14 protein-coding genes are annotated in these 16,442 nt (G+C 35.7%); 2 read left to right on the top strand and 12 right to left on the bottom strand.

Going from position 1 to position 16,442, the window contains the following annotated elements:
- Positions 1–123: 123 nt before the first annotated feature.
- The 3 genes from JMM81_RS03145 to JMM81_RS03135 form a co-directional block, all read right to left on the bottom strand.
- On the bottom strand, positions 124–2,004 hold the full coding sequence (locus tag JMM81_RS03145; RefSeq protein ID WP_256240037.1) for an ABC-F family ATP-binding cassette domain-containing protein: 1,881 nt from the start codon (positions 2,002–2,004) through the stop codon (positions 124–126).
- A gap of 313 nt (positions 2,005–2,317) precedes the next feature.
- Positions 2,318–3,550 (bottom strand): coiled-coil domain-containing protein, encoded by a 1,233-nt coding sequence (locus tag JMM81_RS03140; protein WP_256240036.1) that lies wholly within the window; start codon positions 3,548–3,550, stop codon positions 2,318–2,320.
- A 340-nt stretch (positions 3,551–3,890) separates the two neighbouring features.
- Entirely contained in the window at positions 3,891–4,418 is a 528-nt protein-coding gene (locus tag JMM81_RS03135) for a hypothetical protein (protein WP_256240035.1), read from the bottom strand.
- 179 nt (positions 4,419–4,597) lie between these two features.
- Between JMM81_RS03135 and metA the strand changes: the two genes are divergently transcribed.
- The gene (metA, locus tag JMM81_RS03130) at positions 4,598–5,506 is read left to right on the top strand and encodes a homoserine O-acetyltransferase MetA (RefSeq protein WP_256240034.1); all 909 of its coding nucleotides are present in this window, start codon (positions 4,598–4,600) and stop codon (positions 5,504–5,506) included.
- Positions 5,507–5,600: 94 nt separating this feature from the next.
- On the opposite strand, the gene JMM81_RS03125 is transcribed toward metA, so the two are convergent.
- The gene (locus tag JMM81_RS03125; protein ID WP_256240033.1) at positions 5,601–6,293 is read right to left on the bottom strand and encodes an AIM24 family protein; all 693 of its coding nucleotides are present in this window, start codon (positions 6,291–6,293) and stop codon (positions 5,601–5,603) included.
- Positions 6,294–6,477: 184 nt separating this feature from the next.
- On the opposite strand from JMM81_RS03125, the gene JMM81_RS03120 reads away from it, so the two are divergent.
- Entirely contained in the window at positions 6,478–6,690 is a 213-nt protein-coding gene (locus tag JMM81_RS03120; RefSeq protein WP_256240032.1) for a DUF3892 domain-containing protein, read from the top strand.
- Positions 6,691–6,780: 90 nt separating this feature from the next.
- On the opposite strand, the gene mntR is transcribed toward JMM81_RS03120, so the two are convergent.
- The 8 genes from mntR to JMM81_RS03080 form a co-directional block, all read right to left on the bottom strand.
- The gene (mntR, locus tag JMM81_RS03115) at positions 6,781–7,209 is read right to left on the bottom strand and encodes a transcriptional regulator MntR (protein ID WP_256240031.1); all 429 of its coding nucleotides are present in this window, start codon (positions 7,207–7,209) and stop codon (positions 6,781–6,783) included.
- A 437-nt stretch (positions 7,210–7,646) separates the two neighbouring features.
- Positions 7,647–8,405, bottom strand: coding sequence for a hypothetical protein (locus JMM81_RS03110; RefSeq protein WP_256240030.1), 759 nt, complete (start codon positions 8,403–8,405; stop codon positions 7,647–7,649).
- Positions 8,406–8,711: 306 nt separating this feature from the next.
- A complete protein-coding gene (locus tag JMM81_RS03105; RefSeq protein ID WP_256240029.1) occupies positions 8,712–9,602 on the bottom strand; it encodes a foldase protein PrsA in 891 nt (296 codons plus the stop codon).
- A 286-nt stretch (positions 9,603–9,888) separates the two neighbouring features.
- Entirely contained in the window at positions 9,889–11,298 is a 1,410-nt protein-coding gene (locus tag JMM81_RS03100) for a sensor histidine kinase (RefSeq protein ID WP_256240028.1), read from the bottom strand.
- Positions 11,288–11,992 (bottom strand): response regulator transcription factor, encoded by a 705-nt coding sequence (locus tag JMM81_RS03095; RefSeq protein ID WP_256240027.1) that lies wholly within the window; start codon positions 11,990–11,992, stop codon positions 11,288–11,290. The genes JMM81_RS03100 and JMM81_RS03095 overlap by 11 nt, the downstream gene beginning before the upstream one ends.
- Before the next feature lie 180 nt (positions 11,993–12,172).
- Entirely contained in the window at positions 12,173–13,444 is a 1,272-nt protein-coding gene (locus JMM81_RS03090; RefSeq protein WP_256240026.1) for a S1C family serine protease, read from the bottom strand.
- A gap of 283 nt (positions 13,445–13,727) precedes the next feature.
- The gene (locus JMM81_RS03085) at positions 13,728–14,066 is read right to left on the bottom strand and encodes an NAD(P)-dependent oxidoreductase (protein WP_256240025.1); all 339 of its coding nucleotides are present in this window, start codon (positions 14,064–14,066) and stop codon (positions 13,728–13,730) included.
- 90 nt (positions 14,067–14,156) lie between these two features.
- Entirely contained in the window at positions 14,157–16,304 is a 2,148-nt protein-coding gene (locus tag JMM81_RS03080; protein ID WP_256240024.1) for a DNA topoisomerase III, read from the bottom strand.
- Positions 16,305–16,442: the final 138 nt, after the last annotated feature.

The following is a 16,442-nucleotide window of genomic DNA, read 5'->3' as shown; positions in this document are numbered from 1 at the left end:
CACAAGCTATTTTTAGGAAAAAATAAACAGCCTGAGTTACATCAGGCTGTCATTCACTTTATCCTATTCAAAATAGAATGATTCGTTGCTATGAACAGAATCAACGAAAGATTTATTTATAGATTAACTTTCCGCTAATTCAGTTAAATACGTCCATCTTTCCATCATATATTCAAGTTTCTCATTTAATTCTGTTTCCTCATCCGCTAGCTTTTGCGCTTTTTCAAAGTCACTCCCTGTTTTGTTTAATTCTGTAGCGATTTCCTCTAGTCTCTCTTCCACCGCAGCAATGTCATCCTCAATTGTTTCAAATTCCTTTTGTTCTTTATAAGTCATTTTCTTTTTCTTTGGTTTTTCCTGAACAGAAGCTGTTTCCTTCGTTTCTACTTTCTTCTTTTCGATGCTTTGCGTTTGCTTTTCAAGAAATTCAGAATAATTACCATAGAAGAAATCTATTTTACCTTCCCCTTTTAATACAAGTAACTGCTGAGCCACTTTATCAAGAAAATAACGGTCATGGGACACAGTAATCACGACACCTGAGAATTCTTCCAAATAATCTTCTAGTACTGTTAAGGTTTGCGTATCAAGATCATTCGTGGGCTCGTCCAATAAAAGGACATTCGGTTCGAGCATAAGAATTTTCAATAAATATAATCTTCGCCTTTCCCCACCCGATAGCTTACGAATCGGCGTACCATGCATATAAGAAGGGAACAGGAATCGCTCAAGCATCTGTGCAGCTGAAATTGTCTTTCCATCAGATGTCTCAACAACTTGAGCCGTTTCCTTCAAGTATTCGATCATTCGTTTATTCTCATCCATATCTTCGCTTTCCTGTGTATAATAAGCGACTTTTACCGTTTGACCGATGACTCGTTCACCAGTATCAAGAGAGATTTTCCCAGCTAAAATATTTAAAAGTGTTGACTTCCCTGTGCCATTCTTTCCGATGATTCCGATCCGATCTCCTGGTTTCACAAGCAAATCAAAATGGTCAATAATCGTTTTCTGCTCGTACCTTTTCGAAGCCTCTTTTAGTTCGAAAACTTGTTTCCCTAACCGACTACCTTTAAGAGTAATATCCAGTTTTTCAGTCGATTTTACTGACGATAGATCTTCGTCAAGCTGATCAAAGCGCTGTATTCTTGCTTTCTGCTTTGTGGAGCGTGCCTTTGCTCCTCTACGAATCCATTCAAGTTCTCTTCTAAATAGATTCTTTTGCTTATCAATTGTTGCTGCTTCATTCTCTTCTCGAATTGCTTTTGCTTCCAGAAAAGCCGCATAGTTACCGTTATAGCTATAAAGATTCCCACCATCAAGTTCAAACATACGATTAGTAACACGATCAAGAAAATAACGATCATGGGTAACAAGAAGGATGGCACCTTGGTAGCGGCTTAAATATTCCTCAAGCCATTTTACAGACTCAAAATCAAGGTGGTTGGTAGGCTCATCTAAAATCAATAAATCGGGCGATTGAATTAAAACTTGAGCGAGTGCCACCCGTTTTTTCTGTCCACCAGACATTGCCCCAATTTTATGATTGAAATCTTCAATCCCCAATTTTGTTAATATCGTTTTGGCGTTTGTACTAACGTCCCAGCCATCTAATGCATCCATTTCTTTTTGTAGCTGAAAAAGCCTTTCCTGAATAGCCTCGTTTTCCGGTTGTTCGTTTAAGTCCATTAACGTCTTTTCGTAATTCTTTAGTAATCGAAAAACGGGAGCATCTCCAGCAAATATCTGTTCTAGGATTGATAAATCTGGATTCAGATCAGGATGTTGCGCTAAATAAGAAATACGATAATCCTTTGGAAAGATAAATTCTCCCTCGTCAGGGACATCAAGACCTGCAATTAATTTTAATAAGGAAGATTTCCCTGTACCATTTACACCAATTAGACCAATCCGCTCTTTTTCAGAGATTGTAATAGAAATATCATGAAATAATGTTTTCTCACCATATGTTTTTGAAACATGTTCAATCGAAATTGTTTTCATCTGGACCATTCCATTCGTTAAGATTAAAAAATATGCTTAGTCCTTCCATTATAACAGTTCGTAACGAAAGGAGCGCAAATACCCTGAATTTCTTATAAAGAAGACTTCCATCAGTGGGGGTTAGTCGCACTTATCGGATCTTTACGGGCAGTAAGACGGGATAAAAATAACAGCAATCACTACTGCCTCAATAAATTGTATCATTTTGACTTTTCTTGTGTCGTTTAGAGTCCTTGTTTTAATAAGGATACCATGCCCATATTAAAAAAGGCAGGAATAGGTTTCCTGCCTTTGCTATCATTCTTGCATTCTATTAGTTCATGACTCTCATAACACGACCATTAAATGTGTCAGCCCAATATCCGCTTGACATATTGGCAACCGCTACACCAGTTGAACTCTGAGAACCAATAAATTTCCCGCCGCCAATATAAATTCCAACATGCCCGTCCGTTTTATATGTGTTAAAGAATACCATGTCACCCGGTCTCATTTCACTTACTGAAACACGTGTACCAGTATTTTTCAATATATCCGTACTTGCTCCTACACGAACACCAGCTTGTGAAAATGCCCAAGAAACAAAGGCAGAACAATCAAAACGTCCATTAGCAATATCAGATGCTGTTCTTCCACCACCAAATACATAAACGGAGTTTCCAATATATTTGTAACCAGCATTAATGACAGTTGAAAGACTACCTGAAGCTACGGTTGTGTTTGATACACTCGATCCACCGCTAGATTTTTTAGGTGTAGATGAAGTTTCTTGTGAACGGCTCGTTTCCTGTGAATTACTAGTTTCACTAACAGCATCTCTAGTAGCAGCTTTAACTGCTGCTTTTTGTGCGGCTAAGTCAGCATCTCGTTGTTTTAGACCAGCAAGTTCTGATATATTCTCTTGCTCTTGCTGTACTAATTGGGCCTTCATTTCTTCACTTTGTGCTTTTTGTTCAGTGATTTGCGCTTGCATTCCTTCGAGCTCAGTTTTCATATTATTCAAATCAGTTAGTTTTACCTGAACTGAATGTTGTTTTTCTTCTAATTCGTTTTTATCCGCTTCATGTTCTTTTAAGATTCCTTGGTCTGCTTCTACAATTGTCGCAACAGCTCCAACTCGATCAATAAAATCACTAAAACTTGAAGAACCAAGAATAACTTCTATATAGCCTATTTGACCACCGTTTTCTTGAAATGAAACAGCACGCCCCTTCAATATTTCCCTTCGGTTAACAATTCGTTCTTCAATCACAGCAACCTCACTATTTAAACGTTCAATTTCTGCTTGTGTTTCTGTTATTTGTGCATTGGTCTCTTCCATTTTTAAATTGTTATCTTTTATTGCTTGTTCAATACGATTAATTTGTGCTTCTATATCAGTACGTTGAGCTTGCAAACTGCTAAGTTCATTTTCTGCTTGATCAATACTACTTTGAATTTGTAAACGCTGACTATCGACGGATTCTGCTTTTACGGCTGGAACGGAAAATAAGCCTCCCATTCCTATCATAACTGTTGCACTAATTGTAATAAATTTTGTTTTCAATTGTTATCCTCCTACTTCTTTGCGGCCAAACCCTGTACTACAAATCAGGTATTTGAACATTCAAACTTCTTATTTATTCAACAATTTTATGTATTTTCATCATCAAGCTATGTAAAAAATCAATCCTTGTCTATTAAAAAACGAATCATCTCATTAACTTTTAAACTAAAAAGCTATTTATTGCACAAGCCATAGTATAACATCTCAATTTGTCAGTTATGTAATAGAAATATTACAATTATATTTCAAATTCTACTAGATTCGACAAAATGCGTCATAATTAAAAGCTTGAACGGTTGATGTTCAAGCTTTTCACTAAAGAATTATAGGTAAAAAGTAATCAGAGGATATGTTCCAATTTATGAAGTGTCTTCATCATGTATTCAGTCATTTCTGTCAAATCATCTACCTGATCTTCTCTAATGATTCGTCCAAATGAAATATGAGCAGTATATTTTGCTTTTTGTAATGAGATAAGAGGTTCACGACAAACCATCAACTTAATCGTCCTTTCCTCCCCCCATATTTGTTTTAAAACCCGTTCTATTTCAATTAAGAAAGACTCATCATCATTATGTTCAAATAAAAATTCAATGGTTACCATGCAGCCAGCTACCTTATTAGAAAATGCAGATGAAAGTAACTCAGCTGTAAGATTTTCAATATCTGCCTTTAATTTCATCCTACAGATTACTCGAGATGAAGGAGATGTAGATAATTGAAAAGAAAGGTCATATATCCGTGACAACTTCGCCGTATTTATGATATCATTTCGATCAACAATCATGATCTCTCCACTTAAATCCTTATCATAAAAAATCCCTTCCAACACTACTCTCATGTTTTCATACGCGGTTGGATCAAACATTAAAACCCCTCATTTACTTGATAGTTTATGCTTACCTAAAAGAAATGTAATTCCTCTATTTTCCTCGATTGTAGCATGCTAAGCAAAATGAACAAACGTTTTTGGATGATTGTGATTGCTACATTTAATAAAGCTTATTATAATGAATTTATTGAAAAACGGAAAAGAGGGATGATACTTTGCCTATAAAACTGCCAAAACTTCTCCCAGCCCGGGAAATACTTGAAAAAGAAAATATTTTTATTATGGATGATGAACGAGCAAGCCAACAAGATATTCGTCCATTAAATATAGTTATTTTAAACTTAATGCCAGAAAAAGAAAAAACGGAAACACATTTACTACGACTGCTTGGAAATACTTCCTTACAGGTAAATCTTTCCTTTCTCAAAACAGCAACATATGATTCCAAAAATACTAGTCCCGCTCATTTAAAGCAGTTTTATACTACTTTTTCTAGCATAAAAGAACGGAAATTTGATGGGATGATCATTACTGGAGCTCCTGTTGAAATGATGCCTTTTGAAGATGTTGAGTATTGGGATGAACTAATGGAAATTATGAGCTGGACAAAAACGAATGTAACCTCCACTCTCCATATTTGTTGGGGAGCCCAAGCAGCCCTATTTTATCATTTTGACATTAATAAATTTGAGTTGCCGCAGAAATGTTCTGGCATTTATTCACATGAAGTAAATGATCGATCAGAAAAATTATTGCGTGGGTTTGATGATGTATACCTTGCTCCCCATTCAAGATACACAGATGTTTCAATAGAAGCATTAAAAAAATGTCCGGAAATTAAAATATTATCTTCTTCCCCTAAGGCTGGTCCATTTATCATGTGCGCAAATGGTGGTAAACAAATTATGATTACAGGTCATTTAGAATATGAGGCACAAACTTTAGCGGAAGAGTACAACCGTGATCGTCAAAGAGGAATTAATATACAAGTACCAGAGAACTATTTTCCAAACAATAATCCAGAGAATCAACCATTAAATCGTTGGCGTTCCCATGCCCATCTCCTATTTTCAAACTGGCTCAATTACTACGTTTATCAACAAACTCCATATGAATGGAATTAAAAAACGGTCCGGACTCTCGGACCGTTTTTAATTAGCCTTGCTAGCTTGTTATTAAGATTAAAGCAGTTTTAACTTTGTTTGACAGGCTTTCTTTTTATGATTGCTGTTGCAAATAAACTTCTTCAAACGGTTGTACGACAACAAACCCATTACCAGTAAATTTCATTTGAATCGATTCACCACTCCCTCTTCCAATAAACGTTTTAAAGGAAACATCGGTAACAAATTCAGGTTGCAGATTACCTGACCAAGCAACCGTTGCATTAGGATCTGTAAAAACAGGGCTATCTGGTGTCACAATTAACGTCAATGGCTCATAATGAGAAGTGATTGCGACCATCCCTTCCCCCTCCAACTTCACATTAAATAATCCACCTGATAACATGCCGGCAACCCGTTTCATTAATTTAATATCCCAATTGATCGACGGCTCAAAAGCCAATAAATCATTACCATTCACAAATAACGAATCACCGTTTAATTGTAAAATGGAAATTTTCTTTCCTTGATCCGCTATATATAACTTCCCTTGACCTGTTGCTTTCATTAACGTTGCTCCTTCGCCAGTCAAAGCCTTTTTGAACAGTTTCCCCAACCCATGTTCAAAGACACCTTCTCTTTCAAACTTAATATTTCCCCGATATGAAACCATTGCACCTGCTTTCGCCCATATCTGATCTGTTAAATTGATTTCTAATAATCTCGCTGTTTCTAATTCAAAAAGCCCTTCTCCTTTATCTTGTTGTTTTGTTTCATTAACAAACTCTTGAATTGAATATCGTTCCATATTAATGCCACCTTTTCTATAATAATCATTTACTCTCACCTAATAAAACACAATTAGTTGTTTAGCTTTCATCTCTTACCTTATATATTCGTTAAGCAATCATTTTCTTCCTTTATCGAATGAACCTAAAGATTTTTGTCCAATATAACCTAATGAATAGTTCAAAAAGAAAGAAGGAGAAACAATGGCTGAACAGTTAGTGGCGATACAACGAAATTATATGGGTGACATTATCAGTTTTCAAACATCAGGAGGAAGAATTATCTCCTATCGGAAAGCATTACAAGAAGTGGAAGAAGGAAATATTGACGGAGTCAATATTCTAGAGGGTCATGATGGGAGTGCCTATCTAACACCTGGGATGATTAGTTCTTTTAATGAATATCCTTTATTTTAATCTGCTTTAACATCTGAGTATGATGTCAAATGAAAAAATCCACCTTTTCTAGCTGAAAGGCGGATTTTTCATGTAGGAATATTCACTTAACTACTCATGATGCTCTTTGTTTTTATGTTGAATTTTTCTTAATTCAAGGACTCGATTTTCATCTTCTTCAAAATATTGTACTAAATCAACAATACGATCAATGGACTCCCAACTTAGATGATGTTCAATTCCTTCTACATCTTCATAAATAAGTTCTTCCTTCACCCCAATGACACGCAAAAACTGTTCAAGAAGTTCATGTCTGTATACTAATCGTTTCCCTATTTTCTTTCCTTTAACCGTTAGATATAATCCCCTATATTTTTCATATACAAGATACTCATCTTTATCTAACTTTTGGACCATTTTTGTTACGGATGAGGGATGAACAGATAAGTTTTCAGCAATATCAGAGACCCGTGCATAACCTTTTTCTTCAATTAATATGTATATTTGTTCTATATAATCTTCCATACTCGGTGTTGGCATCTGTACCCCTCCAAATTAGAGCCAGATCTCCTTTGAAACTAGAAGTACAATTCAAAAGAAGTAATCCTCTATGCTCTACCCTGACATTCTTTCTATACTTTAAATATTACTATAGAAGCAGAAACGAGACAAGATAATATCCAATTACTTAATTATAAGAAAAATGCTATCATTATTCTTATTATAAAGCTATGTGAATAATGATAGACTGAAAAATCCCCTCTAGTATGTGTACAACATGTGTTTTATTCAAATGAAGAACTCATCGCCAAATATACTAAAGGCTTTTAAAGCATCAACACGATTGTTTAATAAAACTAATGATACAACAAAGAGGTTGACTCACACGCCATGAGTCAACCTCCTTTCAACATTGGTTACAACAAAAATCACTCTCAAGAAAAGCTTGACTCTAACCGGTCTCTTCCTAGACATATTTACTCCATTTTATCTGAATGATGCTCTTTTGGTTCCTCAAACCTAAAGTGCATTTCTCCATTAAAAGGAAATAATTTTAATTTTTTTGCTTTTTCGTGGTGATTGGCTAGGATTTCGTCCACTATTTCATGTGTTGTTTTATCCTTTGTCTCAATTCCTAATTTTTCAGCTGCTTCCATAATTCTTTTTTCTCTAACCTCATGGGCTATTTGATGTAACTCTTTACCTTCTGTTGTTATTCCCAATTCCTTGGCTTGCTTCATAATAGAGGCTTGGTGTACTTCATGTGCAAGCTCACGAAGCTCCTTCCCTTCTGTCGTAATCCCTAGCTCTTTCGCTTTGTTTTTGATAATCGTTTCCTTCACTTCTTTTGCTAATTCTTGAAACTCTTTGCCCTCTGTTTCAATTCCCAATTCCTTGGCCTTATCCTTGATATAGACTTCCCTCACTTCTTTTGCTAAGGTGTCAGTGTCTTTTCCAGCTATATCAATGCCTAGTGCTTGTGCTTGCTTTTTAATATAATTTGCTTTTATTTCCTTGAGAATGGTCTCTGTATCCTTTCCTTTTGTATCAATCCCTAATTCCTGAGCCCGTTTTTGAATAAACTCACTATTCCGCTCAAATTCTCCTTTTTGAAACGATTCTTCGCTCGATTTTTCACTTAATTCCTGATTGGTTGTGGCATTAGTAACTTGTAAAAATGGGGCTCCCAAAGACAAGCTACCAACCAATATAAACAAAATAGACAATCTTCTCATTCTGTAAAAAACCTCCTGAATTTGGTTTATTGATTACAGATGATAGATTGCCCAAAAATGGTGAATAAATGATAAATAAAGTGTTAAATCTTATATTTACATAAAGAAGACTTCCATCAGTGGGGGTTTTCTTCATCCACACTGATGGTTAGTCACGCGGAGCCCGATTGAATTTTCTAAGGGCCTAAGCCCAAAGAAAATTCTTATCGCACTTATCGGATCTTTTCCCCAACAATCCTTCCTCGATTTTCTCGAAGTCTTGAGGTAGGGGTTTTACTGCCCGTTAAGACGGGCTAAAAAATGCTGTTAATTAGCTGTTAGTGTATTCTCAATTTCAAGGCTCTCTCTTTTATCAGTAATCCAACTCGTATACTCTGTTTGAATCGCTTCATCAAATAAAATTTGTTTTATTTCCTCTTTGTGATCTTCATAAACAGCTTCTGTTGCCTCTTTTTTATCGGTTACATGTATTATATGATATCCATAATCTGTTTGAACGGGTTCACTGATATCACCAATATTCATCGAAAAAGCAACGTCTTCAAATTCAGCAACCATTTCTCCTTGTCCAAAAAATCCGAGTTCTCCCCCATTTTCTGCGTTTGACGTATCAGTAGAGTATTCCCTCGCTAAATCTGTAAAATCCTCTCCAGCTGATAACTGTTCTTTTACTTCTTTCGCAGTCTCCTCCTCTTCAACAAGGATATGACTTGCTTCAACTTGCTCCGCTTCATTATAAGATTCCTTATTTTCCTCAAAGTACGTTTCCATTTCTTTATCCGAAATTTCAATATCTGATTCTAACAGTTTCACGATTTTTAAATAATTAACAATATCAGTCTCAATATCCTCTTTCGACACACCAGACTGCTCTAAAATCGAATTAAAAGATTCTTCTCCTCCGTATGAATCCATATAAACTTGCATTTCCTCATCGATTTCTTTATCCGAAATTGCGATATTTTGCTTATCTGCCTCGATATCAACAATTTTATTATCAATTAAATAGCTAAGCGTTTCGGTTCCATATTGCTTGACTAACACATTATATAAATCATCTTTACTAATCGATTCACCATCGATAATTGCTACTACCTCACCTTTTGAAAAAGCAGTTCCAAATACAATTGCTACAATAATCAAAGCAACTGCTGCTAAACCTAAATACACTTTTTTATTTGCTAATTTCTTAAGCATTCTGTCCCTCCATTTATTCGTGCTTTCATTTTTAAGCTTGTTTCTATCTTAACGTGAAATTATGAATAAACGATTAACAAGCTTTGAATAGGATATGAAAAAAAGTGTCTAGTACCTATTTTATTTTTTCTATACCTTTTTATTAACCGAGTCACTTTATCTTATGGGAAAAGCCGTGGGAAAAGTAAGAAGAACCTCTTCTTTCACCACGGCTTACACGATCCAAATTCCTTATTACAACGTTTCGATTTTTGTCTTTTTTGTGGAGCCACTATAACAAAATAAGTTAATGCTGCACATGCTTAATTGGAAAACGAATCACAAACTTTGTTCCTTTTCCTTTTTCACTCGTCACTTCAATCTCACCATAATGAAGCTGAACAAGCTGTTTAACAATCGATAAGCCTAATCCAAATTGTCCGTACGGATTTGTCGTTCGGGAAAGATCAGCTTTATAGAAACGGTGCCAAATATTTTCTACTTCTTTTGGATCTATACCAATGCCCGTATCTTCAATTTCAATAATCGTTTCTTTATAGCCTGCTGCTCCTCGCAAAGAAATAATTCCATTTTCTGTAAATTGAATACTATTTTTCGTAATATTAATAAGAATTTGAACGAGCCGATCATAATCAGCGAAAACCCTCAAATTTTCTTCCACTTCAACGACAATCTTATTATTCTTTTCCTCTGCAAGGATTTCTAATTGATCTTGAATGATTTCCAGTATTTCAACCAGTTCGATGTCTTCTTTCATCAGTTTTACTTGGTTCGATCGGATTTTTTCATAATCTAGATTTTCGTTCACAAGTCGTATTAAGCGATTTGTTTCTTTGCTCACTAACTGTATACTTTTTTCTTTTTCCGTCTCTGGTATCATGTCATTTCTAATTCCTTGAATCACACCGTTAATGGTCGTTAGTGGTGTGCGAAGTTCATGAGACACATCTGCCATAAACTGACGTCGTTTATTTTCAAGACTTTCAATTTCTTCATTTGATGTATATAACTTCTGGACCATATTATTAAAGTCCTCCGCTAATTCACCAATTTCATCAAAGTTGGAAGAGGGGAGTCTGACAGTATAATCTCCTGCTGATACTAAAGAAGTAGCCTCTTGGAGCCGTTTGATGCGATTCACATGAATTTTCGATAATAACCAGCTAAGCAATAGGGATACGATGAGGGCAATTAAAACAGCATACAATAAATATTGATTGATTTGTGAAACCATCTCCCTTGATCCACTAATCGGAGAGGCAAGCAATATTCCTCCGATAAACAACCCATTTCTTATATATGGCAACAAGACAAAGGTAACCGCTTGATCAAACCGATTCAGGTCTTGTTTCACTGTTACTGTCTGTCCTGCTTTTATCTTATTCCATTCTTCATCTTTTAAAAAAATCCGTCCACCTGTGGGGTAAATGATTCTCCTATTTCCATCAAACATCATATATTCAATTTTCCTGCTATCTAATACACGACTATACTCATTTAAAGTTCGTTCTCCCCCGTCTCTACTCCGCTCTATATCTCTAATAATATTTTCACCATAATCTGATAATTCTTGCGCTTTATTCGTATAGACCAATGTTTCCACATAATGAGCAAACAACAAACTTAAGACTAAGAATGCTACAATAATAATGCTAATATGACTACTAATTTGTTGATAGATATACCTAAATTTCATTTTCAACAACTACCTCGTCAAATTTATAGCCTATCCCCCAAACTGTATGAAAAAAGGGCTGATCCTGTGTACCCACTTTTTTCCGAAGTCTTTTTATATGTACATCAACCGTACGTTCATCGCCGTAAAACTCATAACCCCAAACTTGTTCAAGCAGTTGTTCTCTCGAAAATACTTGTTTTGAGTGCTGAGCGAAATAATACAATAGATCGAATTCTTTTGGCGTTAGATTCTTAACGGATTCCCCATTAAGCAAGACTTCTCTTGTATCCTTATTAATCTGAAAATGTTGTGTTTTTAAGAGACCACTTTCAGCTTGATATCCATTGTTAGACTGATAACGCCGTGTAATAGCTTTTATTCTCGCCATCAAGGCAAGAGGGCTAAATGGCTTTGTGACATAATCATCCGCACCCATTTCAAGACCAAGTACTTGATCCGATTCTCTATCTTTTGCTGTCAACATAATAATCGGAACTGTGCTTTTCTCTTCTCTAATTTTTCGGCAAATGGTAACCCCATCCATTCCAGGCAGCATCCAATCAATAATTAATGCATCCCATTCACCTGACTTGTAGCGACTATAGCCTTCCAAACCATCTGCAACAAACTCTCCCTCAATGCCTTCTTTTAAAAAGAACATCCCAATCATTGAAGCAACACTTTCATTATCCTCTATCACTAAAATCTTCATAAGACTCCATCTCCTGTCTAAAAATCAAACAATCACGTCTATATTATCATCAAACTAAAACGAAATGGAGAATTAAAGGACTACTTCTCAATCAAAAAAAGGAAGCAGGATTTCCTATTTCCTCCTTCTCCTACCTCTTTACTTTTCGCATTTATTTCTTTTAACTCTATCACTTTTCCCCTAATTCGAACTACTACTGCTTGTCAGTGTAAGTTCAATCGTCATTTGTTCACTTCCACGATAGATCTTGAAGATTGCTTTGTCACCAACTTCAAGTTCTGTGTATAAATATTTTCTTAATTCATCAGAGCTCTTTACATTTGTATCATTAATCGAAACAATTACATCTTGTACTTGTAGTCCTGATTTTGCAGCAGCTGAGTTGGGGTCAATATTCTTTACGATCGCTCCACCTTCCACACTATTAGGGAGATTTTGTACATACGTTTGTGGAATTTGTTCAAGACTTGCTAACCCTACTCCGATATAAGGTCTATCCACTCGACCATTTTCTATCATTTCATTAATGATTGGAACAAGATCATTACTTGGAATGGCAAACCCTAAGCCTTCCACTCCATCTTCAGAAATTTTCAAGCTATTCATTCCAATTAATTGACCTGATAGATTGACTAGCGCACCACCACTGTTTCCTGGATTAATCGCAGCATCTGTTTGAATAACGTTTAAGTCCCAATTACCAGCTGATGTCGAAACAGCAACCGTACGGTCAACCGCACTAACAATCCCTTGTGTCACAGTATTCGATAAATCAAGACCAAGCGGATTCCCAATCGCGAGTACTGTATCACCCGCTCTTAAACTACTAGAATCTCCAAACTCTAATACAGATGTGGCATACTTAGCATCAATTTTTAACACTGCCGTATCTGTCAATGGATCTGTACCGATCAACTCGGCTGTCGTTTCCTCTCCTCCATATACAGTAATATGAATTTCTTGTGCATCTTCAACTACATGATTATTTGTTACGATATAAGCACTGTTCCCATCAATTTTAAAAACAACTCCAGTTCCAGAACCACTTTCAACTACATTCGAACGATTCGTATTTAAATTTGGGAAAAAGTAACCTTGAGTTTGAGTTTGCATATTAACAATCCCAACGATCGATTTTGAAGCCTCGTCTACCATATCCGCTACCGATGTAGTAGCATCTGAAGTGCTTGTAGCGGTTTTTTGCGCAGTTATTTCTCCAGATGAAATACTATTATTCTCAGTTTGTCCTGAAATTTGCGCTACTTTGTTTTCAACCGCTGAAAATAAAACCTCCATATAATCAGTGTGTGGAATAATTGTTAAAGTAAGAGCAGATCCAATAATTCCACCTGCGATCGTTTTCATAAACCCTTTTAGTCTTGATTTTCCTTGTCTTCTTTGTTTCTTTGGCGCTTCAATTGAATTAGGAGTGTGGCCATTATAATCATTCATGTTTGTTTCCTCCCCATAAGATTCAAGTTCTATCTTGAAAGTAAATGTATATTGATTAAGTTACCTTTATCTTACTAAGTAGATATGAATAAATTGTTAACAAACTTTTACTAGAGAGAGAAAAAGTAATAGAATGTGGACATTTTATTTCATTTATAAAGAAAATGACCATTTCAAAAATTTTTAGCAAGTTCTACCTCGTCTTTATTCACTTCATACGCACAAAAAACCGGATAGTCTCATATCCGGTTTTTTCGATTCTTTTATTAGATTGATAAGCAACCTATTTATTTACGTAGTTCACTTCATCATTCACACACTGAGGTAATCTTTTCTTTGTTAATCCTGCCAGCAAATTATCTGCTATCAATTCAGCCATTTTTGTTCTCGTTTCAACGGTTTCACTTCCAATATGTGGATTAATGAATATATTGGGTAACGAAAGAAGTGGATGATCTGGGTTAATTGGTTCTGGATCTGTTACGTCTAATGCGGCATAAACAATTTCTTGATTCACCAACGCTTCATAAAGAGACTCCGAGTCCACTACACCCCTGCGTGAAGTATTGATAAAATAAGCAGATGTTTTCATTTTAGAAAACTGTTCTTTACTTATTCTCATTTCTTTAAGAAATCCCCTTTAAGACATTATGTTCTTTGTTTTTATATTACTATTCTTTCTGATCTTGTCCTTGAGAAAGTCTTTTTTCCATCAAGAAAATAAAAACTGAATTTTTTTCTGTTTTTCATCCCATGTAATTTTGGCAGAAAAGTCTTTTTCCTTTCCTTTAAATCCCTCAATAATATCGGATGTGCCTTCGCTGAGCAGTTTTTTTACTTGTTTTTGTGTGATTGACTTTCCTTTTATTTTTTTCGATACCGTAAACTGGCAGCCTGTTTTTTGGTAGTTGGAACACCCATAAAAACTACCTTTATCAATAACCGACCCACCACAAAGTTTACAAATACCCAGTTTAGTTGGGACCGTTTTTTTATATTGTCTTGGTACAAAGGAAGCCTTTAGCTCACCATCAAATGTCCATCCATCAGACGCCTTAACGGCTACCGATATAAGATGTGTGATCATTTTATTGGATTGATCCATGAATTGTTTTGGTGAAGCGAACCCTTCCGAGATTTGTTTCAATCGTTGCTCCCACTTTGCCGTCATTTCTGGCGATGCAAGTATTTCGTCTCCTACAGCATTCATTAATATTTTTGCTTTCGCTGTTGCATAAACAAGATTTTTTTTGACATCTATATATTTTCTATCCTTTAGCATCGTAATAATCCCAGCACGTGTTGCTTCCGTTCCAAGACCTTCTGTTTTCGTTAACACTTTTTCAAGTTCCTTATCTTCCATATGTTTTCCAGCTGTCTTCATTAACGTAATCAACTGTCCTTCGGTGTAGCGTTTAGGTGGCTGTGTTTTACTCTCTTTCACTGACACTTTCGCCACTTTTCCTTTTTCTCCTTTTATTAATACTGGAAGAATAGGATCTCCTTCCTTTTCATATGGTTTGATCACCTTACGCCAACCTTCTTGCAGCTGAACCTTCCCCTTTGATTGAAATGCGGCCCGTTCATCCACAAGAGTAGTAACTGTTGTATACTCTGTAATTGATTTTTCATAATGTGCTGCAATAAGACTTTTGACAATTAAATCATAGAGTTTTTGATCGTCCGCACTTAAAGCCGCCATATTCGGGACTTGTTCAGTGGGAATAATGGCATAGTGATCGGTTACCTTTTTTTCATTCACGTAACGCTTGTTATTTAGGATGGACTTGTTTGGTAACGGAAAAAGATCTTCATACTGTGGGATGACTGCTATTTTTTGCAAAATATCAGGAAACATGTCTGCTTCTCCAGGCGTTACATACCGAGAGTCAGAACGTGGATAAGATACGATCCCTTTTTGATAAAGCTTTTGTAAAACATCCAACGTTTTTTTGGGTGGAAATTTAAACAAACGGTTTGCTTCAGCTTGTAAAGCAGATAAGTTATACAACAATGGAGATAAATAATCTTTTCTTTCTGCTTGTACCTCAATCACTTCTGCTGGTTTTTGTTCACAAAAGTGAGCAATTTTTTCTGCCATTTCCTTTGTTTTAATACGTGTTTCTCCGTCTTTCCCCCACTTCCCTTTATATTTTTTTCCTTCCATATTAAAATCCGCTTGTACTTCCCAAAAAGGTTCTGATACAAATTTTTCAATTTCTTGCTCTCTTTTTACGATTAGAGCAAGTGTTGGAGTTTGAACCCTACCAACAGAAAATACATCTGAAAAGCCTTTTTGTTGTAGAAGGAGGCTGTATAACCTTGAGGCATTCATTCCAACTACCCAATCGGCACAGGCTCGTGTATATGCTTCATAATACAAATTTCTTGTATCAGCTTCAGATAAAAGGGACTGAAATCCTTCTTTAATTGATTTTGGTGTAAGAGAGGAGATCCATAATCTTTTCATGGGTACACGGGCATTTGTTACTCGGAGTATATTTCTGACAATTAACTCACCTTCTCTCCCAGCATCTCCTGCATGAATCACTTCATTCACTTGTGGATTGGAGAGAAGTTTTTTAATGATAGCGAACTGCTTTACTTTATCTTTTGTTACTTCGTATTTGAATTGATCCGGAATAATAGGCAGTGCTGAAAGCGACCACTTTTTCCATTGAGGATCATATTGCTCTGGAGCCACTAGTTGACATATATGTCCAACCGCCCAAGTAACATAGGCTCCATCTGTAAAAATTTCATTTGGAAGAATTTCAACAAAGCCCTGCGATTTTTTCGTTTTAAAAATAGATGCAAGCGTAAGTCCTTGGTCAGGTTTTTCTGCAATTATTAATTTCATTGCGCGATCTCCCTATTATTTTAAAGTGATGGATATGATTATAACTGATTCATTCTAGCATAAGTTATACGATCTATGTAACTTGGAAATGAATTTTTGTTTTATCATGTCATTAAAAGTGAAAAAAGAACTGTTTGT

The sequence above is a fragment of the Bacillus sp. V3B genome (assembly GCF_024494465.1).
GTDB lineage: Bacteria > Bacillota > Bacilli > Bacillales > Cytobacillaceae > Bacillus_BD.
The sequence above is the reverse complement of the archived record's forward strand: the minus strand, read 5'-3'. Positions and strand labels throughout refer to the sequence as shown.

Bases quoted from the DNA above. Each gene is read 5' to 3' on its own strand.
- JMM81_RS03145 (WP_256240037.1), bottom strand. From the start codon at position 2,004: ATGAAAACAATTTCGATTGAACATGTTTCAAAAACATATGGTGAGAAA.
- JMM81_RS03135 (WP_256240035.1), bottom strand. From the start codon at position 4,418: ATGTTTGATCCAACCGCGTATGAAAACATGAGAGTAGTGTTGGAAGGG.
- JMM81_RS03125 (WP_256240033.1), bottom strand. From the start codon at position 6,293: ATGGAACGATATTCAATTCAAGAGTTTGTTAATGAAACAAAACAACAA.
- JMM81_RS03120 (WP_256240032.1), top strand. From the start codon at position 6,478: ATGGCTGAACAGTTAGTGGCGATACAACGAAATTATATGGGTGACATT.
- mntR (WP_256240031.1), bottom strand. From the start codon at position 7,209: ATGCCAACACCGAGTATGGAAGATTATATAGAACAAATATACATATTA.
- JMM81_RS03110 (WP_256240030.1), bottom strand. From the start codon at position 8,405: ATGAGAAGATTGTCTATTTTGTTTATATTGGTTGGTAGCTTGTCTTTG.
- JMM81_RS03105 (WP_256240029.1), bottom strand. From the start codon at position 9,602: ATGCTTAAGAAATTAGCAAATAAAAAAGTGTATTTAGGTTTAGCAGCA.
- JMM81_RS03100 (WP_256240028.1), bottom strand. From the start codon at position 11,298: ATGAAATTTAGGTATATCTATCAACAAATTAGTAGTCATATTAGCATT.
- JMM81_RS03095 (WP_256240027.1), bottom strand. From the start codon at position 11,992: ATGAAGATTTTAGTGATAGAGGATAATGAAAGTGTTGCTTCAATGATT.
- JMM81_RS03090 (WP_256240026.1), bottom strand. From the start codon at position 13,444: ATGAATGATTATAATGGCCACACTCCTAATTCAATTGAAGCGCCAAAG.
- JMM81_RS03085 (WP_256240025.1), bottom strand. From the start codon at position 14,066: ATGAGAATAAGTAAAGAACAGTTTTCTAAAATGAAAACATCTGCTTAT.
- JMM81_RS03080 (WP_256240024.1), bottom strand. From the start codon at position 16,304: ATGAAATTAATAATTGCAGAAAAACCTGACCAAGGACTTACGCTTGCA.